This is a genomic window from Staphylococcus intermedius NCTC 11048, from assembly GCF_002902385.1.
In the GTDB taxonomy this organism is placed as follows: Bacteria; Bacillota; Bacilli; order Staphylococcales; family Staphylococcaceae; genus Staphylococcus; species Staphylococcus intermedius.
Window position 1 is genome coordinate 1 of record NZ_PPQH01000122.1, and the last position, 237, is coordinate 237.

At 43.5% G+C, this 237-nt stretch carries 1 protein-coding gene; it reads left to right on the plus strand.

From position 1 onward, the window contains the following. Nucleotides 1-237: SdrD B-like domain-containing protein (locus CD138_RS13365; RefSeq protein WP_142380767.1), on the plus strand; the 237-nt coding region annotated here is incomplete at both ends.

Genomic DNA, 237 nt, shown 5'->3' on the forward strand with positions numbered 1-237 from the left:
GACGGTTATACACCAACGCAAACAGGTCAAGGCACAACGGATAACGACTCTAATGGTACTTCAACGAACGTAACTGTTGGGGACAATGATGACTTAACCATTGATAGTGGTTTCTACAAAACTGAACCACCTGTCCCACCGACTCACAATATCGGTGATAAAGTTTGGGAAGATACAAACAAAGACGGTATCCAAGATGCTGACGAACCAGGTATCCCTAATGTGACTGTCACATTA